At 50.3% G+C, this 16,557-nt stretch carries 14 protein-coding genes and 3 pseudogenes; 8 read left to right on the top strand and 9 right to left on the bottom strand.

Annotated elements, in window-relative coordinates; translation table 11 throughout:
• The first annotated feature begins 51 nt into the window (after window positions 1-51).
• On the top strand, window positions 52-414 hold the full coding sequence (locus WMO36_RS03955; RefSeq protein WP_065435006.1) for a helix-turn-helix domain-containing protein: 363 nt from the start codon (window positions 52-54) through the stop codon (window positions 412-414).
• A gap of 953 nt (window positions 415-1,367) precedes the next feature.
• Here WMO36_RS03955 and WMO36_RS03960 read toward each other — a convergent pair.
• Together WMO36_RS03960 and WMO36_RS03965 are read right to left on the bottom strand one after the other, a co-directional pair.
• Complete coding sequence (locus WMO36_RS03960; protein ID WP_080789686.1) at window positions 1,368-2,102, bottom strand: hypothetical protein; 735 nt, start codon at window positions 2,100-2,102, stop codon at window positions 1,368-1,370.
• Between the two features lie 6 nt (window positions 2,103-2,108).
• The gene (locus tag WMO36_RS03965) at window positions 2,109-3,527 is read right to left on the bottom strand and encodes an AAA family ATPase (RefSeq protein WP_302147052.1); all 1,419 of its coding nucleotides are present in this window, start codon (window positions 3,525-3,527) and stop codon (window positions 2,109-2,111) included.
• A 526-nt stretch (window positions 3,528-4,053) separates the two neighbouring features.
• On the opposite strand from WMO36_RS03965, the pseudogene WMO36_RS03970 reads away from it, so the two are divergent.
• The 5 genes and pseudogenes from WMO36_RS03970 to WMO36_RS03990 all read left to right on the top strand — a co-directional run.
• A pseudogene (locus tag WMO36_RS03970) lies at window positions 4,054-4,362 on the top strand (transposase); the annotation flags it as partial.
• A gap of 256 nt (window positions 4,363-4,618) precedes the next feature.
• Window positions 4,619-5,242, top strand: a complete 624-nt coding sequence (locus WMO36_RS03975; protein WP_302147054.1) for a DUF8453 domain-containing protein — start codon at window positions 4,619-4,621, stop codon at window positions 5,240-5,242.
• 142 nt (window positions 5,243-5,384) lie between these two features.
• Window positions 5,385-5,601, top strand: a pseudogene (locus tag WMO36_RS03980) (transposase); the annotation flags it as partial.
• On the top strand, window positions 5,593-5,712 hold the full coding sequence (locus WMO36_RS03985) for an integrase (protein WP_302147180.1): 120 nt from the start codon (window positions 5,593-5,595) through the stop codon (window positions 5,710-5,712). The pseudogene WMO36_RS03980 and the gene WMO36_RS03985, both read left to right, overlap by 9 nt.
• 172 nt (window positions 5,713-5,884) lie before the next feature.
• A pseudogene (locus WMO36_RS03990) lies at window positions 5,885-5,998 on the top strand (IS3 family transposase); the annotation flags it as partial.
• Window positions 5,999-6,035: 37 nt separating this feature from the next.
• Here WMO36_RS03990 and WMO36_RS03995 read toward each other — a convergent pair.
• The 7 genes from WMO36_RS03995 to WMO36_RS04025 form a co-directional block, all read right to left on the bottom strand.
• A complete protein-coding gene (locus tag WMO36_RS03995; protein WP_302694704.1) occupies window positions 6,036-7,067 on the bottom strand; it encodes an acyltransferase family protein in 1,032 nt (343 codons plus the stop codon).
• Window positions 7,064-8,326 carry an oligosaccharide flippase family protein gene (locus WMO36_RS04000; protein WP_349076904.1) on the bottom strand — a complete coding sequence of 421 codons (1,263 nt, stop codon included), beginning with the start codon at window positions 8,324-8,326 and terminating at the stop codon, window positions 7,064-7,066. The genes WMO36_RS03995 and WMO36_RS04000 overlap by 4 nt, the downstream gene beginning before the upstream one ends.
• A gap of 61 nt (window positions 8,327-8,387) precedes the next feature.
• Complete coding sequence (locus WMO36_RS04005) at window positions 8,388-9,233, bottom strand: nitroreductase family protein (protein WP_302147059.1); 846 nt, start codon at window positions 9,231-9,233, stop codon at window positions 8,388-8,390.
• Window positions 9,234-9,447: 214 nt separating this feature from the next.
• Window positions 9,448-10,551: a polysaccharide pyruvyl transferase family protein gene (locus WMO36_RS04010; protein WP_302694701.1), complete on the bottom strand. Its 1,104-nt coding sequence runs from the start codon at window positions 10,549-10,551 to the stop codon at window positions 9,448-9,450.
• Window positions 10,548-11,609: a glycosyltransferase family 2 protein gene (locus WMO36_RS04015; RefSeq protein ID WP_302694700.1), complete on the bottom strand. Its 1,062-nt coding sequence runs from the start codon at window positions 11,607-11,609 to the stop codon at window positions 10,548-10,550. The genes WMO36_RS04010 and WMO36_RS04015 overlap by 4 nt, the downstream gene beginning before the upstream one ends.
• Window positions 11,606-13,003 carry an O-antigen polymerase gene (locus WMO36_RS04020; RefSeq protein WP_302694699.1) on the bottom strand — a complete coding sequence of 466 codons (1,398 nt, stop codon included), beginning with the start codon at window positions 13,001-13,003 and terminating at the stop codon, window positions 11,606-11,608. Before WMO36_RS04020 ends, WMO36_RS04015 begins: the two co-directional genes overlap by 4 nt.
• Entirely contained in the window at window positions 12,937-13,734 is a 798-nt protein-coding gene (locus tag WMO36_RS04025) for a DUF4422 domain-containing protein (protein WP_302694698.1), read from the bottom strand. The genes WMO36_RS04020 and WMO36_RS04025 overlap by 67 nt, the downstream gene beginning before the upstream one ends.
• Window positions 13,735-14,161: 427 nt before the next feature.
• Between WMO36_RS04025 and WMO36_RS04030 the strand changes: the two genes are divergently transcribed.
• Window positions 14,162-15,283 (top strand): glycosyltransferase family 1 protein, encoded by a 1,122-nt coding sequence (locus WMO36_RS04030; protein WP_302147064.1) that lies wholly within the window; start codon window positions 14,162-14,164, stop codon window positions 15,281-15,283.
• Window positions 15,280-16,554: a glycosyltransferase family 4 protein gene (locus WMO36_RS04035; protein WP_302147065.1), complete on the top strand. Its 1,275-nt coding sequence runs from the start codon at window positions 15,280-15,282 to the stop codon at window positions 16,552-16,554. The genes WMO36_RS04030 and WMO36_RS04035 overlap by 4 nt, the downstream gene beginning before the upstream one ends.
• Window positions 16,555-16,557: the final 3 nt, after the last annotated feature.

The following is a 16,557-nucleotide window of genomic DNA, read 5'->3' on the forward strand; positions in this document are numbered from 1 at the left end:
TGTCTCATATGTCGCCACATCTAGTTATCCTTAACTAAGTAAGGAGGAACCATGGAAACCAAGCCTGAAGCTCCCATCGCCAAATCTGAGATGTCTTCGACGGAAGCCGCTGAATTTTTGCATGTGACTCGCCGCAGTGTCGCACGTTTTGCCACGGAAGGGAAACTCGCATCACAAAAAAAAGGTAATAAGCTTTTCTTCAAAAGGAGTGATGTGGAAGATTTTGCTCTCAAGCGCGGAATAATTCAACCGCTTGAGACTGAGCCACAGTCTCGCATACTTACAGTTGCTCAGTTAATCTCGACAGTCAAAGAAGAAGTCGACACTTTAAAAGAGGAAATCAACGCCAAGCAACAGCTTCTGGCGGAGAGAGAAAAATTCCTGTCAGACCTTCAGTACGCAGAACGACGCTAACGGACTGACAAAATAAAACAAGATGCCAACGTCAACGTTCTAAATCATCGCTGGCATCTTCTTTATCGAAAGGAGGAGCAATAATGAAGGATCTGATCGTTATCATGATTCTCACAATTGTGATTATCTCTACCCTTTAAAAGGTAGTATAACACCTATTTTTTCCTTATTTGTAAAAGATAGGTAACAGCATGTGATTCGCATATCCTGATTTTAAGCTTAGTGTCGGATATGCGAATCGCATGCTATGCATAACACAACTAAGGAAAAGTATGCCCATTACAGAGTTAAGCAAGTTCGGAACAAGTCAGTCTTAACCACCAGCACATTTTTTCTCGTTATACTACTGGTAGTCGCTATTGATGCGCAAGGAATATCGCAGCGACCATTCGACGGAAAAACATAGTCCCACTAGAACACAGGCAGACGGGCACACTGATTTCAGCTGGGTAGTGCCCAAAAGCGTGCAAGTCCGTGGTGATCGGACATATGCAAACTCAGACGTGAACCATAAAATTAACAAAACAATCGGTAGTGTTTGTGGTTATAGGTCAGAGTCCTCCAGAAAAATTTGTCCTTTCCGCTTCCGTTTAATGCATCAAATCGGGAGGATGATACAATCTTTCTTCTTACGCAGCTATTTCGACCACAGCACCGCCCACCTGAATTCGTCTGGGACATTCATGACGCATTCGCGTGACCTTCATGTAGTTTTCGCGTCTACACAACCTACCGCAACGCCGCTTTTCCGGACTTGTGCAGACAGCAAAACTGAATGTACTTTTTTATGCGGTTACATGTACTTTTATTCACGATAAAGTTGGGCAGTGTCCAGTTTGCGGAGGTCGTTCTTCTTTACAGAAAGACGACCTTCGTGCTTTATTGAAACCCTCACGAGTAAACAGACACAACACGATGGACTTCTATCACATTCGAAAAACAAATCACGCTTCTCAATTCACGCTTTTACGAGCATCCTCAAGAAATGGAAGGTAAACCTCAGTAAATTGGGAAACAGTCATTATTTTAACCCAACTATAACGAGACTCGGAGGCGCTGATTCCTTTATGCAATTTAAATTCACGAACTGAATCTTGTATATGCATAAGCAAAGGATTTGGTCCAACAGAAACCATACAATCCTTCTGGCGTTGCACCCTTTCATCCCGGACAACGACGATCACGCCAAAATGTCGACCAAGAACTTCGGCACTTATCACCCCATCGCACTCCAGCATATAAGCAGAATCATTCAGTTTTCTTTCTATTTCCTGAGCCGGCTTCTGTTTAATTGTATAAACGCCAGTTTTTTGATCATAAGCAACGATATTACCGTTTTTATATTCAACAAAACAGAAAAAATTATCACTGATATTTGATTTGCTTAGACCGTCACATGATGAGGGCCGTAGTATTTCATGCTGTTCACCGTCAACTGATTCGTTCTGTCCATCACACGATGGAGAAGACGACACAGTATGGTTTTCACGGAATGTCTCCGCATATAAGTCGAAGTTGATTTGCCGTACATCTTTCTCTACAAGCGATTCTCCCCTGCTCACGTCGAAGGACAACCGAGCAATCGTTTCAACGGGATCGCCAAATTCATCTTGCTTATCTGGATCAGTCTCCAAGAACCTATCCATCTGCATCTTCAGGAAAGAAAGACATTCATCTGGCGTCAGCATTTTGCTTCACCCTTTCATATCCTTCTCAGCGACCGCTTTCTGAAGCGTCAAGAATGGACGAGCCATTCTATCAAAAGTATCAGCAATACCTGCATCGTCAAGTTGAACAAATGTCGAAGAGCCATCATCCTGCGACTCAGCAGTGTAAACCGACGTCTGATCCAAATAGTCGAGAATGTACGCATAGTCCACCAAGGCTTGCAAGAAGTACGGGCTGTGCGTAGTAATGAGCATTTTCACATTCAGTGTTTTGGCCGTAAGCACCAATGCGTGCGCGTACGTGACCTGCCATTCAGGATGCAAGTGGATTTCCGGTTCATCCAGAACGAGTATGTCATCATCTGAAACGATTCCATTCTCGATAAGGAAACGGATAATAGCAAATGCTTTCACCCCCATAGAAGCATTGCCGGCCTGAATCGGATTTTTTACTTTCTCGTCAGTATTGATTACCAAGCCAGACGGAGATGGCGCGAGAACAGCGTGAAACGCATTATCGAACACCGACAATACTTCCTGCATTTTTTCTTGCGCGACTACCGACCCAGCCAAATCGTCATATATATCCGACCGAAGATCTTCCATTCGATTAAGCATCGCCTCGATAAGTTCATCTCTGTATTTAGGTCCCCATGACGAGGATGGTCTTCTTCTGTGCGCAACTGAGATGTTATCGATCAGAGAAGGATCATCAAGGATGTAGATATTTCGTCTTTCGTTCGTTGCAGGGAGACTTGAAACGCATCTATTGTCAATGAATTTGACTTCTCTTCTGTTCTGATCATCTGAAAATACGATCTCGGACTCATCACCTGAAGAAGGAAACAGTCCCTTAATCTGTTCCCCAAATTGGGTTTCAAATGTTCTTTGCGTAATTATTTGAGCATTCTGTTCATCCGAGACGCTGAGCAATTCTGCAATACGCTGACGAATGACAATATATTTCTCATCCTCGCCAAAATGCTTAGCGGCAGAGCTAATTGTCTCTAAATCATCCCATCTAAGCCATCTCTCTTGCGAAAGTGATTCTTTTTTGCACTCGCCATCATCTTGTGTAGCAATGTTTAAGAAACCCGCAGAAACGTCCTCTTCGCTCCTTTCCGAACCATATTGAACCTCTTGAACTATTTTTTCGGCAAGCACCCTCATAGTTCGGCTACTCACCGTTTCCTCCAAAAACACACCGGTAGAGGAACGTGAATCTTTTATCGCAATAGGAGCCATCTGAGACATCGCCCGAAAAACGGACCGCACTAGCCTATCGCGCACATTGGAATCATAATTATGGAACGGTGACAGCAGGGAATATAACGCTTTCCCCAAAGTGCTCTTGCCGGTATTATTGGCAGCTGCAATCACTGTTATTCCATCAATGGCAATGTCGGCATGCCGAACCTTACCTATGTTCCGGATTTCAAGTCGCATATTGCCTCCACTTATAATTACACTTTTCTACTCATGATAGTGCACACTTCTGCTACACAAAGACTTCATTTTTATGCCACTCACGACGAATCTAAATCTAATTTCTCCAGTTCTAACTCGTCTACCTCAGAACTACGATTGCTAGAATGCGATAATGTCCAGATTCTTACGTACTTTGAGGATAACGTCCGAATTCTTGCGCACTTTGGGTTTCAGGCCTGACGTGAAAGGTATGGCCCCGCGTCCTGTGCACGATTTCTTCATTCGCCAAAACGAAAAACCGCGATTGGAAACCAGGAGACGGAACCATGCCCGAGAACATCATACGGATCGACCGGCACATGCCCGGGGCCAGGCTTGACCGGCTCGTCACTCAGAAGGTCACCGAGATACTCAACGCGATACCCGACGCTTCAGGCCGACGAGATCGCCAGGACCGTCCATGTACGAGCGTTCCGGCGGATGGAAGGCGTACCGCGCGGGCGTTACGGGCTCGGGCTCACCACCAAAGCCGAGCGGGTCGCCCGTGGAGATGGAGGGGCGGAGGCTCGGGGCGGCCGCCAGGTGCCTGCGCGAGGGCATAGGCGAGGCCACGACCTACCTCCTGCCCGAGTTCCCCGCCGAGCACCGCAGGAGGATCCGCACGAACGACATGATCGAACGGCTCAACCGCGAGATCAGGAGGCGCACGCGCGTGGCCGGCGGCTTCCCCGACGGGAACAGCGCGCTCATGCTCGTCTGCGCGTGCATCAGGTACGCCGCCGCGAACGAATGGTCCAACCGGCGTTACCTCGACATGCCCCGGCTTGGCGGCACGCCGGAGGAAGCGAACTGATCATCGTGCCATGGACGGCCATGACCCAAAGTACGCAATCTTTCGGGCACTACCACGCGGTCCAGGAAGCGTCATCTAGAATGTGAAAACCCGCGCAAGGGGCTTCAGAGACATGGGCTATTTCAGCACGATGATCTACCTGACCTGCGGCAAACACGACCTACGAACCATCATACCTGACAGAATTCACCCACACCAAACAGCGAAAGGCTAGATTATTTATTAGAATTGACGTGCTTCTAATCAGGGATGGACAATGAAACGATTCATGCAAATCTGTGGGCTCCTTTTTGGTTTCTTGTTGTCGTTTATTGTAATCTTCGAAATCTGTATGGCATATGGCTCCTGCCATGGAATGCAAGCGGGAGATGCCGTCGCGCTTTTCCAGTCGACGATCGAAGCTTTTGCATGCTTCGTAGCCATTTTGGGCGCATTCATCGCTTGGGAGGAATACCGTAACGCTCATAGGCCAATTTTACTGGTCCGAATAAAGAAGGAATATCACTACAGTAAGAGTGAGTTTCGTTCTGAATCGATATCTTATGTTTTGGTCAATGAGGGGACCATGCCTGCGCAGGATGTCATAGTTAACATCCATCCAGGTATTCCTTGGCCAATGGCTTCTCATCCAGCTGGAGATCCTCAACAAGAATTACGTGAGCGTAAGGTAACATACTTAAGTCCCAAAGCAGAAGTCACTCTGCTGTTTACGGGTCGCGGTGAGTATGAAGAGATGCTCTCATCAACTCATTGCGGTTCGCAGAGCGTTAGCATTGAGTATTCTCGTCCAGAACATAGAAAAAGGGAAACGGTTAAATTCCATCTCGATCCAACAGATATAGCTTATTTAGCAGCTAATGCTGTGGCGGATCCTCTTTAGATAAAGCGCGTTGTAGCATTCTTGGTGGCACAGTTGCGGCTTTTTTAATTCGTGGTCTAATCGCAATTAGACCACGATTGCCATTGATATGAACTGATTTTTGTTCCGTATTTCCTCTAACTCGATGGGAGATGATGGAACCATGGCAAAAGGCACGAAATACACGCCGGAGTTCAAGGCGAAGGCTGTCAGGCTGTTGGCGGAGTATGGAACGTCGTATTTCGTCGGAGACGAATGTGATCGCCGCGATGGCGAAAGATCTGGGGATCACTCCGGAAACATTGGGGCGCTGACGCAACCAGTCGGACGCGACGGTCGCGGTGGAGTCGAAGCGGTCGGCCGAGGACGCGATGGACGAGTTCATCGGCATGCTCGACGACCACATGGTCCGGTACCGAGACAAGCGCATCAAGATGGAGTCTGACATGAGCATCATGGGCCAACGCCGAAGGCTCGGTCTTACGGCATGATTGGTGGTGATGGAATCAACGACGAGTCTAGCAGAACGGCACCACCCCCGCTGACCACCTTTATTTGATCACATACAGCTTTTCGGACAACGCGGCCGCGGAGGGCTTCTTCGGGTGTATGAAGATGGAATCCGTCTATCCCGAACATTAAGAGGAGCATACCCGCGACGAGGCACCCGCTCTTGTCGACGGGTACACCCACTGGTGCAACCACGAGCGCATCAAGCAATCGCTTGGTTGGATAAGCCCGGTACAATACCGTCAGAGCCAGGGAATGGCTGCGTGATTAACTCCAAGAAAACGTCCGCATCCCCTACCCGGGTTTATGGGCGTTTTTTGCCTATGGCCCACCACATCCAGCGTTGTACGAAAAGGTTCGCGAGGGTCAGCAGCACGAGCGCAAGGGCGGTGGCCGCGAGGCCCGCGAGAAGCTGTGAAAACCACGGTGTGGACGCCACGTCAATGCCGATGACGTGGAAAAGCCCGATCTTCACGATGTTGAGTGTCAATGCGTTCAGCGCGTAATAGACGAGGCTGTAGCGGCCGATATGGGCCAGCATCCGGCATGACCCCACCGCGATGCACAGCCAGATGACGGCGAACGTGCCAAGGAATGCCGCCGCGACCGATACGGTCAGCAGCGCCGGACCATCCGGTACGATTCCGGCCACGGCCGGTACCGCCAACGTCAGGAACACTACGGCTGCGCAAGCTGACGATACGCCCGCTCTCCCGCGCGGAATGGCTTTGAGCCATTCCTTCAGCACGTATCCGACGCACATGTAGCCAGCTGCCTTGACCCCGGCCACAATCTGGAAGGGTAGTGCAGGCCATCCGGTCTGGGACGAGACGAATGTCGACAGGATGACGAACGCCATTCCAATAGCGGCAAGCACGCTCCCGTCATCAGTCAGGCTGGTCAGCCCGTACATCAGGCATTCGCCCACGAAGAATGCCATGAGGAACCACAGTCCGTTACCCATGACGAGCACGTCGAGGAACTGGTGCGCAATACCGTAGTCGTGGCTCGTCTGGAAGGCCGCGCGCATGGATGGTATGAGCAGTATCGCAAACGGTTTCGCGAGGAAGTACAGGGAGAACACGTAATACGGCACCAGCAACGTCTTGGCCTTGCGCGCCAGGAACGCCTTGAACCCGCCCCTCCTACTGAACGTGAGCCCCCCCAGTAGGAAGAACAGGGGCATGTGGAACAGGTATATCGCGTCGATGGGCGCGTCTAATGCGGGCAGCCACACGCTTTCGCCGTCACCGTTCCTGAGGTGGCCGAAACTGACCAGTACGATGCCGACACCCTTGGCCACGTCGATCCACTCGATACGCTTGGAATCACTCATTTCACATCCTGTTCCGCTAAGTTCCTGAATTTCCTGAATGCGCCGAAGCGTACGATGAAGGCCGTGATGTTGGTGCTGGAGAACACCACGCATACCGTCAGCGGTGTGATGTTCCCGGTCAGCCACAGAACCGCGCAGGCCGTAAGATTCACGATTGCGCTGACCATGATCGCCGCGTTCGCCCAAGTCGCCTTCCCGATCGGCGAGAGCGCTGGATAGCCGAACATGAAACTGAAATATCCGAAGAACACGCCGACCATCAGTATCCGCAGGAACTCGCCAGCGCTGGCGTACTGTCCGCCGAGGATTAGCACGCACAACGGCGTTGCCAGCACTTCCACCAGCCCGCACGCGAGGAACCAAAGGATGCCGCCCCGCAACACTATGCGGTAGAACAGCCTGTAGTCCTTCTTGTTGACCATCGACGGGTAGAGTGCGTCGCCGAGCGGCGGAATCATCTGCTCTCCGGCGGACGACAGCTTGGTCGCGCCGGAGTACAGGCCCATCTCCACGGATTCGGGGCTGTAGCGCATGCCAAGGAAGATGGATCCCAATGATCCGTTGATGCTCACGGATATGCGGGATATGAAGAACCAGAAGCTGTCTTTCAACGCTTCCAGCATTTCCCTCATGGTGGTGCCGGTCGCCTTCAAACCGTCGCGTTTGAGCAGGGAGAACGCCCACAGGAGCGCGATGATATCGAATACGATCATCGAGACGGGATAGATGATCAGGGTGTCGTCGCCCCTCACGAACAACAGCGTCGCCACTAAGATTCCGGATTTTGCGGACACCGCGCGGATGGTAATGTCCTTCATGCGTTCGATGCCCCTGAAGTAGGCGTCTGGAAGCAGCGCCTTGGCTATCGAGTCCACGAAGAACAGCAGGATGATCACGAAATGGCCGCGGAGCATGTCCACGAACATCGCGCATGCCAGGAACACGGCCGAGGCTCCGCACGCCAGCAGCAGCTTAGTGTACGTCATCGTCGAGATGGTTCGGGACATTTTTGCCTTGTCGTTGCGATGCACGGAGATGGTCGCGGTGGTCGACAGCTGGAAACCGTACTCCACCACCATCTGGAACACCAGGCAGAACGACGTCGCGAATCCGATCACGCCGAACTTCTCCACGCTGAGCACGCGTGACAGGTACGGCAGGAGTAATAGTCCGATCAGATAGTTTGAAAACGTGAGCGCGTATAGGAACAACGCATTCTTAAAAATACGCGAATGTGATTTGTTATTCGTAGCCTTCATTGTCTTTCGGTTAACTCATCTAGCTAATGTTTTAGATTCGTGCATAAGAAATCAGCAGTTCCTATTTGATGACTGTCGTGATTTGATTTCCTGTATAACGAACAGATGCGCATGTGCGAGTTTCCTCAAGGAAGTTGCCGACCTCAATGTACATGACTGGCACTTCGTTATCAGGGAGATTCAGAAGTTTGCGGGTATCCTTATCTGCTTTTGCCGTGAACATGGTGTTCAGAGGGCAGGAAGCAAGTCCTAAGGATTCAAGCGACAAAAGAAGGGACATACCAAAAAGTCCGCCGTCAGTGAACCCCTCATTCCGTTCATAGGATGTGATGAACGATCGCAGGTCGGAAGTAATGAGAATAAGGGCAGGGGGTGCCGCATATCCTCCCACTCCTCCTTGGATAGTCAAAGCCTTAGTGATGGTTCCAGGGTTTAGGATCAGATGAACTCGAGTTGGTTGTCTGTTGCAGACGGACGGTGTCCTCATAGCCATGTCAATGGCTTGCTCGATGAGATTAGCATCTACTGGCTCATCGGAAAACTCTCGTACCGAATGACGGTGTTCATTAAGTTGAACGTAAGGTAGGAGCGAGTTGTTAGCTTTTGTTGACCGTCGGATGACGATGCTTCCTCCGCGTGATGGATCTGCGGACTTAATATGATTCCATTGCTCGTTGGTGAAAAGACTTTTTTGCCATGAGATATCCTTGCCCGCGCGAATATGGCGTTCCATGTACTCGTGTAGTGCTGACATCGACTCTTGAAATACGGTGTTTTCCTCATAGTTGCTGTCGGCTAGCTCTAAGCTCTTGAGCATGGCTGGAAGTTCGAGAAACACTTTGCGTCCAAAGCCATATCGAAAATCGCTATGGCTGAGTCCTTTTTCTATCTGATGGCTCAGGAACATGATTCGTGTTTCCAACTGTGTGAGATCGGTAGAGGCAACACGGGAGTAGTTTCGGTTATATCGATGTGCCTGAAGAATGGAGTCTTTGTAAAGATGAAGCGTTTGCCGTAGATTTCGTATTGCTGACGCTATAGGACGCGGGACGCACGCGTGAAACACTGCCCTGAGCTTCTCACTCATTTGAATCCTCCAATTAAGTGTGAGTGATGAATAATCATTGTTTGTTTGCGAGTACTGCTTGCTGCATGTTGGCGAGGTATTCGTCGACCCTCGTGCGCTCTGCGTCGAGTATTCGTTCGACCTCGGCGAAGTCCACATGCCGATTAATCACGTCGAAGTCGCCATATCCGTCTACATGGCGCTGCTCGGAGTCCACGAGCTTCAGGAACTCGGAAAGCCTTCCGGAATACTGGCCCGGGTAGATGCAGATTGGCTCGGTTCCCATGTTCATGGAGAATGCGGTCGCGTGAAATGAGTCAGTCAGCACGTATTTCGCGTTGTCTACAAGGGAAACGAAATCGAGGATTTCAGGCACTACGAGGCTTTTACCGTTTCGGAATACTTGGTCCACGCGGGTGCAGAATCGGTAGATAGGCAGGCCTGTTCTGCGTGACAGTTCATCCGCATATCCGTCGAACTCTTTGCTGCGGTTCAGGTTGTAGATAAGGATGTAGTCGCCTTTAACCTGCGGTTTCGTGGCGATGGAACGCCAGAACGATGCCGGCATCGCCAGCGTGGGGTCGACGATTTGCACAGCGTTGTGGTATCCGTACTGATGGTTCAGAATATCAACGCCGCTCTGCTCTCGTACGGAGATCATGTCGAAACGATCAATGTACTTCTTCGACTGGTTGACTTCGTTCTCGTCGAGATGGCTTCGGCCGAAGCTGGACGCATACGCGTACTTGGGTTTTCCGTCAGGGACAAAGTCCAGATAGAAGCATGGAATGACTCCCTTGTTCCATCCGGAATTCCACACTTGGTCACTGCCGGAAACGTACACGTCAGCGAAATCGTTGAAGTTTTTGAAATCCGATTCGCTGAGATACGTCTTTTCCGTGAGGTTCAGATATTCGCTGCGGAAGCCGTCGAACACTTTCTTCCATAGCAAGTAGGTTGGCAGGAACGCCAGGGCCTTTACCGGATTGCTTTTGGCGAAGGATTCGACCAGGCCTTTGCCATACGTATCGGGACGTCGATAGTCTATGAGAACGACGTTGTCGAAATACTGCTTCAGCTTCTCCTGCGTGGCGTATGCCTGAAGCTGTGTGCCGTAGTTGTCGACTTGATGGAGCGTGATCACCGCCGCTGTTGTCATGATTGTTCCTTTCCTGTCGTGTCGGGTGTTCCGGTCGGGCCGGCCACGGTCCTGTTTCGTTTGGCCTCGTAGTAGCGACTCCAGATGGCGCGATAGCACCAGAAGCCGGGAAGCAGGGCGAGAATGCCGAGCTTGTCGCGTTTCGACGCCCTGCGATCGCGCAGCACGGTTGGTGCAACCGAGAGGACCTCCCGCCGCAGTCTTCGGGCGAGGTCCTTGTCTTGATGACCAGTGTTGACCATCTGGGAAAGCGTGGAGAGGCGCACGTACGCCCGCTTCTCAGCTGCGGCCGTTTTAAGGTCGGGATAGTGTTCGCACACCCATGCGGCCATCCGGTCGCCGGCGAGCACGAGGTCCAGCTTGCTGTCCTTCCAGGTGGTGCCGTTCGCGATGGACGTGTAGCGCTGCGTGTAGTGGTATTGGGGTGTCATGTCCACCGCGACCCTGTCGTATTCCTGCGTGATCAGGTATGTAGTGGCGGTGTCCTCATACAAGAGCCCCTCCGGATACCGTATCTGTCTGAACAGGTCGAGCCGGTACAGCTTGTTCCATGCGGTCACGTCCCACAGGCCGTTGCGACACAGGCTCTCAACTGCTTGCGCACGATCGAGCGTCGCGCGCGTGTGGGCGGGGTCCTTGTCGTCCTCGTTGTCCGGCGCGTAGGAGACGAAATGTCCGCACTGCGCCGCGTCCGCGCCGTACGCCTCCAGCGTCTCGAGCATGGACTCGACGTATCCGGGCTCGACCCAGTCATCGGAGTCCACGAACGCTATGTATCGTCCGCGCGAGGGTTCTTCGATTGAGAACACGTGGTCGATTCCCGTGTTACGGGCAGCTGAGAGCCCGCCATTCGTCCTGTGGAGACTGGTGATGCGCGGGTCTTGTTCTGCATATCGGTCGCATATTGCGGGGCAGTCGTCTGTGGACCCGTCGTCGACCAGGACGATGCGTACGTCCTCGTATGTCTGTGCGAGCAGTGAGTCGACGCATCGGGACAGCAGGTCAGCGACGTTGTAGACCGGCACCACGATGTTGACGGGTGATTTATCTTTCATCATGATTCCTCTTTTATCTCTTTTTTCCCAAGGAGAATCGCAATTCCAAAAATAAAAAGACTTACGAAGAATTTTGTATTTCCAAGCTGGAAAATTATGAAAGAGCCTACAATGGTTTGTAATATGAGCAGATAGAACATGAACCATATGTCGTTGGTTCTAGTTCTTTGTTTTTTATATACATATCCTGACATGAAGCCATAAAGCAATGAAAAAAGAACTATTCCAACAATTCGAAAATCGAGATAAAAGAAATAAAACAAGGAGCAGAAAGCATTGTAGGATCCTGTTGGGAATAAGGTTGACGTCCAGGTTTCTTGTGGTAATCCGACATAATAGATTAAATTATCCAAAAACGACGTTTTGGCTCCAAAAAAGCTGGCAACAGACGCAAGAACGTAGAATAGGGGGTAAAATGTCGCCGCGCCAAAAGATTCAAAATTATTTACATCAACAATTGAAGTGTAATATGAAAAAAGACCTACAGGTAATGTAAAATAGGTATATATCGCCTGCAAGAAATTCTGACTTGTCCTAAGTGATGTTAGGACAAATAGCATTACAATTCCTATAATTGTAGCATTTTTTATGATTTTCTTTGTTTTGCTGGAAATAGTTTTTCTATAATAGAAAAAAGCCGCTATCAGTTGTGAAACTATGTATATTATTTGAATACGACCACCACTGGAAATAACATCTGAAAGAGCGCACAAAAAAACAATGAGGTTAAATTTTTTGTGCTGTTTTTTGAAAAGGAAGACGATTGCAATAGGTATGAGCACTGTCATTGCTGGACCACAAAAGTAAGTGACAAACAATCCAACGATTGGATTCGAAAATGCCTGTTCGTCATTGTATCCTAAACGACTGCCACGCACTTCCATGTAGGAAGCGCCGCTTCTGAATGCGTTTAGTGAGTAAAAGAGAGATAGCGCACTACCTACGCAAGCTAGCGCTAATATCATTTCAAGAAATGTAAAGCATAGCTGCTGTTGATTGCCGTCGCTCGTTTGAAGATTTTTTCCGCGCAAGTGGGCATACCGTGTTTGCTTGGTAGTCTGTTTGTTTACAAGTGTCGAAGAAAAGGCACCCAAAGAAAAAGCCACGCTGCCGCAGGTAATATAGCCAATTGTTTTTTCTGAATAACCTGTAAATCCATAGAGTCGCAATGATGCGAGGGTGCATATGAACAGCCATAAAGAGGTGAAAACGATCACAGGACTTGATATATCTTTGTGGGCAGAATAGTCCAAATATATAGTGAAGACTGAAATAATAAAAAACAAAATGAACAAGGATCTTTGATTCCTTTCTGATTTGCCGATATAAATCAGAAGCTCTTCGCGTATTTCCTGCCGGCGAACTTGGCCATGAAGAAGCCCTTGCCCTTTTCCCACCAATCAGTCGGTTCCGGACTGGTAAGGGGCAATTCGGCGACATCCTGTCCGTTTGTTTTGAGCCACACGTCCAGCAGGAGCTCGCTGATCCTGCCAGGATAACGTTTCTCGAATGGGGTGTATGTCGAATCGTCGATCTGGGAGGTCAATTCGTCGATCAGAGGGAAGAGCCACGCGCAGTACGCGTCGAACAGGTCGGCGCGCATGACGAGCATGTTGAACATGTGACCGCCGGTCGAGGCCATGCACCTGTCGAATATGGGAACGTATTCGGGAGCCTTCGACATGAGGATGTCCCTCATAACGTCCAGATGGGATCCATCGAGCGTGTGCGCATAGTGCGAGCGCATCGTCTCGATATAGTAGTTCCGCCTACGGGGTACGACTGCGCCGGTCTTTTTCAGCGCTTCCCTAATCTCCTTGCTGGATGCGATTCGGACGAACCGGTCTTTTCGCAGTCGGTTCGCGAGACTGGGGGACGCAAACAGCCTGCGGTAGTGGACGAGGCCTTTGTAGTCGGCGTCGCAGTTCTTCCACATCCAGTACAGGGCCGTCAGTTCGGAATAGCTTGCGTTGAGGCGCGAGATGTTATCTCCCTCGTCGTCTCCCTGGATGCCGGGCAGCACGTCCGGATGCAGGGCCGTGCCGACGTGGAGCGGCAGGTACGCCGGGTCGTCGGGCGTGCGGTACGGCTTGTGCATTGCGACTGCTATGCGGATCGACTCGCTCAAATCCCACGGACCTCCGTAACGGTCTCGGAAAGCGGAGTACGGACGGCGTTCCCGCCAAAACCGACATAACGGCCGTTATCGGCTCTTTCTGCAATCGATCGACCTGTGGTCGGCATGCGAGTCCCGTCCTTTCCCTCCAAATGAACCCCGAATTGGTGTCTTCAAGCGCAGCGCGAACTGTGCAGGAACTGCCAAACCCCGTTCATTATCTGACAGCACTGATTTTTGCATCCCCCTTAGACACGCCCAGTCCCGCCACATACCTCAGAGATGCTCTTCACGGGTTTCCATGAACACTTTGCTTGTTCGTGACTTGAAGGCCTTGCTCAAAACCTGATTTTGACATCTTTCTTATGGTTTTGAAATAGACAAAGAGCCGATAACGGCCGTTACGTCGGTTTGATTCCGGTTCGGGGACGGTAATCCAGTGCCGATTCGTGTAGCCCAAGTCATGGGGAAAATGCTTGGCGGTGGTGTCGAATCCGTAGTGATGAACTACTATCGCCATATCGACCGCAACAAAGTGCAGTTCGATTTTTTAGTGGATGCCGATTCGACTCGCGTTCCGGAAGAGGAAATCAAAGCGCTGGGCGGCCGCGTTTTCCGCATCCCTCCATACCAGCATCCCCTTCGCTATCGCAAGGAATTGGTCAGGCTTTTCCGTGAGGAACACTGGCCGATCGTGCACAGCCATATCAACACGCTCAGCGTATTCCCATTGTCTGCGGCCAAAAAGGCCGGAGTGCCGGTCCGTATCGCCCACTCACATTCCACGATGGGCAAGGGCGAGTTTGCCAAGAACCTGATGAAGCTCGCGCTACGTCCGCTCTCGAACCTTTACCCTACAGAACGTTTCGCATGCAGTGAGTACGCCGGAAAATGGCTGTTCGGCAGAAACGCCGACTTCACGGTGATTCCCAACGCCATTGAACTGGAGAAGTTCCATTTCGACCCAGTCATTCGCCAGGAAACCCGCAGGGAACTCGGCATAGCCGATGGCATGTTCCTGATTGGCCATGTGGGTCGTTTCATGCCGCAGAAGAATCAGGCTTTCCTTGTCGACGTTCTCGCCGAGCTCCTTCCCCAGAAGCCGGACACGATACTCGCGTTCGTTGGTGACGGTCCAGACAGGCCAGACGTACAGCAGCACGCCCAAGAACTCGGCATTGGTGACCACATTCTGTTCTTGGGACAGCGCACGGACGTCAACCACCTTTACCAGGCGTTCGATGCTTTCTGTCTGCCGAGCCGTTATGAAGGTCTCGGCATGGTCGCCATCGAAGCCCAGGTCGCCGGATGCCCCTGTGTTCTCAGCGATCAGGTTCCGCACGAAGCTGATATTTCCGGAAAAACATCTTTCATAAGCTTGGAAAATAAATCTTCTTGGATTTCAACTGTACTCAGCATTTCCTCGCAAACAGCGAATCGGCAGATCGAAACATCAAATATATGCGCTGAAAAATATGACATTTCAGCTAGCGCGAATCGTCTGACTTTCTTGTACGTAAGCAGTGCGGAAAGCGCGAATGGGTGGGAGGAAACACTGTGAATCCTCATGTTGCTGTAATCACTTCAGGTTATTTGCCAGTGCCTAACGTTCTCGGCGGAGCTGTCGAAGCGCTGGACATGATGATGGTTCAAGAGAATGAGAAAACTCCTAATTTTGATTTCACTGTTTTTTCTTCTTGGGCACCCGGCGTAGATCAGATAACGCGTGAAGGTAATTTCAAGTATACTAATTTCTGCTTTATCAAGACACCATTGCTGGTTCGCGCAGTGGATCACTGCATTTATTGGACAGCCAAGCATGTGCTTCACAAGAAGAAGCTCATGAGCTATCGATATATTGCGCAACGCCTGTGGTATATCAACAAGGTTTCCAAGAAACTCGCACAGCCCACAAAGAATGGCAGTCCGGCTTTCGACAAGGTAATGATCGAAAACCATGCCACGCTGTTCATGACCATGCAGAAGCACGGCAATTCCGAACGATATGCGGGAAAAGTGTATTACCATCTGCATAACGAAGTTCTTAATGATTTCGGCTGCATTAAAGAGATTTCCAAAGTCAAAAAAGTACTTGGAGTTTCCAAATATATTGTTGACACGCTTGACACGTACTTAAAAGAGCATGGTGAGCCTGGTCTGCGCGAAGATCAGAAAGCTGTATGGCGTAATGGCGTCGACACAAGCCGGTTTGGCTCGGAAGAGGCTAATAGCAAGGCGATTGAATTTCGAAAGAAATTCAATATAGCCGAAAATGATATTGTTTTCCTGTTTTCCGGGCGCCTTACTCCGGAAAAAGGCGCCGAAGAACTATTGAAAGCGTTTACTGAAGTAGCGCAAAAAGTTCCCAATGCCAAGCTAGTTGTTGCCGGAGCTTTCTTCTTTGATTCGAATATCGTGAGTCCCTTTGAACAGAAACTTCGTGATCTGGCGTCGAATCCAACTGTAAAGAATCGAATTATCTTTACTGGTTTCGTGAATTATGAGGATATGCCCGCCATTTACGCCATGTCTGATATTTGCGTGCTGCCGTCAATTTGGGACGATCCAGCACCCCTCGCGGTAATCGAAAGTTTGGTTTCTGGTAAGCCGCTCATCACCACTCGTTCCGGAGGCATCCCCGAATACGCCGATGCGCAGTCAGCCATCATCCTTGAACGTAGCGATCAACTTGTTGACCAGCTTGCTAATGCTATGACAAAGATTGCTCAAGGCTCCGACGAACGTGATGCCATGGGCGCACGTAAAACAGCATTACGCTCCGAATTCAATAAAGAAACATACATGGCACAATTAGCCAGTATCCTGAGGTGACTA

Source organism: Bifidobacterium hominis (genome assembly GCF_040095915.1).
GTDB lineage: Bacteria > Actinomycetota > Actinomycetes > Actinomycetales > Bifidobacteriaceae > Bifidobacterium > Bifidobacterium hominis.